This window comes from Acidovorax sp. KPB24-03 (genome assembly GCF_057546605.1).
This window is the reverse complement of sequence record NZ_BAAJYR010000431.1, coordinates 1-2890: the sequence shown is the minus strand read 5'-3', so window position 1 is coordinate 2890 and position 2890 is coordinate 1. Positions and strand designations below refer to the sequence as shown.

Genomic DNA, 2890 nt, shown 5'->3' with positions numbered 1-2890 from the left:
CGCAGCACCGGGGCGCCGCTGCTGCCGCGGTGGGTGCGGGCATCGGTCAGGAAATAGCCCTGCTGCTGGAACCGCACGCCGTAGGCCGAGGCCACCGAGGCCGAGCGCACCACGGGCAGGCGGTGCACCGTGTCGTGAAACCCCAGCGGGAACCCGATCACGACCAGCGCATCGCCGACCTGGGGCGGATCGCCCGCGGCCTGCAGGTGGCTGGCGTCGAACGCCTCGAAGACGCAGCCCTCGGGCAGGCGGGCGGTGTCGATCTCGATCGCGGCCACGTCCACCTCGCCCCCGCTGTCCACCGCCTGGCGCCACAGGCCCAGGCCGTCGCGGTACAGCGGCAGCGAGAACACGGCGACGCGCGTGAGGTCCTGCGGATGCAGGTGCAGGTCGATTTCGATGCGGTCCGGAAAATGGGCGCTGGGCGCGTCGGCCAGCACGTGCCGGCTCGTCACCAGGAAAAGCCGCCCGTCGCGCCGGAAGAAGAAGCCGCTCGCGCCCGTCAGCGAGCGCGGTCCGTCGAACGTGCTGATGCGCGTGCTGGTGAGCAGCACGGATTCGGTGGCCGGGGCCTGGGACTGCGCCACGGGTCCGGACTCGGACTCGGCCAGCGGCGCCGGCGTGCCAGGCAGCGCGGCGATCACGCCGTGCATGCGGGCGGCGTCGCGCTCGAAGGTGGACAGCACATGGTCGGAGATGGGGGCGTGGAGCATCACGGTCCGGGCCGCTTCGACGTGCGCGTCGAACGACCGCGCCAGGGTGCCGTGCGCCCCGGACGGCAGGGCATCGAGCAGGGCCGGCAGCAGCGCGTCGATGGCAATGAGGCTGCCCTTGAGTTCGCAGATGCGCTCGGTAACGTCTTGCAGGTTTTTCATGGGGATGCGCCTTCCAAAAAAAGAAAACGCGGCCAGGGCCGCGTTTCGGGAGAGGTGCGGCCGGGGCGGACACCGCCCGGGCCTGGCGCCTTATTCGACGGCGCGGATGTTGGACGCCTGCGGTCCCTTTTCGCCTTGCGTCACTTCGAACTGCACGCGCTGGCTTTCCGCCAGGGTCTTGAAGCCGCTGCCACCCTGGATTTCGCGGAAGTGGGCAAACAGGTCCTTGCTGCCGTCATCGGGGGCGATGAAGCCGAAGCCCTTGCCATCGTTGAACCATTTCACGGTGCCGGTTTGTGTCGTCATATCGATTCCTTTTCAAGTTGCCGCGGCGCGAACGTGCCTGCGGCGCAGAGACGCCAAGAAAATCATCGATGGGATATTCGACAACATCCGCCGGCAGGGCGCCGGCGGGCAACTGGGGAGCGACCTAGGGAGTGACGGTCTTGCACATGTCTACGCGGCCCATGGTACACCCGTTCCCGCAACCGCCCTGGCGCCGCGCCGCGCTCACGGCAAAAGCCGCTCGTACTCGCGCTGCACGAGCCGGTGGCATTCGCAGCTGCGGCGCAGCAGTCCATCGATGTCCAGCACGGTGATGCGGCCACGGCGGTAGCGGATCAATCCGGCCTGCTGCAGGTGCCCCGCCGCTTCCGTCACCCCCTCGCGGCGAACGCCCAGCATGTGGGCGATGAGCTCCTGGGTCACCACCACGTCCGGGCCCTCCAGGCGATCGAGGCTGGTCAGCAGCCAACAGCAAAGTTGCTGGTCCAGCGAGTGGTGGCGATTGCACACGGCCGTCTGCGCGATCTGCGCCAGGAGCGCCTGTGCGTAGCGCAGCAGCTGCCGCTGCCACGCGGCGGACTGCTGCAGCACGTCCAGCAGCGCATGGGCCGGCACGCGCCAGCCGCGGCCTGCGCACTGCACCACGGCGCGGTGGGGCATCGATTCGCCGCCCAGCACGATGCACGCGCCGACCATGCCCTCGAAGCCGACCACGGCGACCCCCCGCGCAGCCGCCGTCTTCCAGGCGGTGCAGCAGCGAGACGATGGCGGTGGTGGGAAACACCGCATGGCCCACGCGCTCGCCCGGCTCGCCGAGCACCTGGCCCACGCCGAGGCTCACGGATTCGAGGTCGGGTTGCAGGCGCTGCCACTCGGTGTCGCCCAAGGCGGCGAGCAGGCGGTTGCGCCGGGGTTCTTCACGGTGGGGCATCGCATTCTCCAGAAAGCCGGATGCATCAGCGATGGAACAGCCACCGGCAACGATTCGCCCGGTTCAGTATAGGGCGCGGCCCGGGCCCGGCCTGTGTGTGCCAGCGCACAGACAGGCGGGCGGGCCGGCGATAGCCTCGCAGGCCAAGCGGTGCCAAGTCTTTCGCCGCCCTCTTTGGCTTTCCTTGCGCGCTCCACCCCATGCCCGCGCCGGTGCACCCACCGCCCGGCGGCATGCGATCACCCCCCACCTTTTCGGAGTTCCCCATGTCACAGCCTCCCTTTTTCCACGAAGCCTCGGGAACGGTGCGCTTCTGGGTCGAGGTCCAGTCGCAATGGATCGGTGCCAGCGTCGGCAAGGATGCCCTGCACTACCGCTACAGCCCCGGCAGCGCGGACGAGGACCCGATGGACACCTACCGCAGCCACGCCCCCGAGATCGAGGCCGCGGCGCGCCGCCGCGTGGACCAGGGCGCCATCGAGCCCGTGATGCTGCGCGAGTTCGACCTGCGCGCGCCCTAGAGCGGCCGGCCGCGCACGCGCGCCCTCCCCTCTTTTGCCCCGCCTTCCGTTGCCCGATCCGCCGTTCAGTCGCCTGGGCGCACCACCGCCCACAGCCCACCGAAAGGCACCATGACCCCCTTCCTCCAACGCCTCCTGTTTCGCGGCAGCGATGCATCGCTGTGGTCCGGCTCGGCGCCGGTGCGCGGCGAACTATTCGGGCTGGAGCGCCTGGAGCAGCACGCCCAGAGCCTGGCCGCCGCGCAAGCCGTCAGCGCCAGGCCCCCGGCCGTCGCCCC

At 70.1% G+C, this 2890-nt stretch carries 4 protein-coding genes and 1 pseudogene; 2 read left to right on the top strand and 3 right to left on the bottom strand.

What is annotated here, in order from left to right; all coding sequences use genetic code 11:
* The 3 genes and pseudogenes from AC27KI_RS22065 to AC27KI_RS22055 all read right to left on the bottom strand — a co-directional run.
* Positions 1–875, bottom strand: an 875-nt coding sequence (locus AC27KI_RS22065) for a S1 family peptidase (protein ID WP_487115844.1), incomplete at its 3' end; no start/stop codon positions are given.
* 90 nt (positions 876–965) lie between these two features.
* Complete coding sequence (gene cspE / locus AC27KI_RS22060; protein ID WP_272552015.1) at positions 966–1181, bottom strand: transcription antiterminator/RNA stability regulator CspE; 216 nt, start codon at positions 1179–1181, stop codon at positions 966–968.
* Between the two features lie 204 nt (positions 1182–1385).
* Positions 1386–2046: pseudogene (locus AC27KI_RS22055) on the bottom strand (Crp/Fnr family transcriptional regulator).
* Between AC27KI_RS22055 and AC27KI_RS22050 the strand changes: the two are divergent.
* A complete protein-coding gene (locus AC27KI_RS22050) occupies positions 1948–2163 on the top strand; it encodes a hypothetical protein (protein WP_487115846.1) in 216 nt (71 codons plus the stop codon). The pseudogene AC27KI_RS22055 and the gene AC27KI_RS22050 sit on opposite strands and share 99 nt — an antisense overlap.
* Positions 2164–2357: 194 nt before the next feature.
* Positions 2358–2612, top strand: coding sequence for a DUF1488 family protein (locus AC27KI_RS22045; protein ID WP_284431426.1), 255 nt, complete (start codon positions 2358–2360; stop codon positions 2610–2612).
* The last annotated feature ends 278 nt before the right edge of the window (positions 2613–2890 follow it).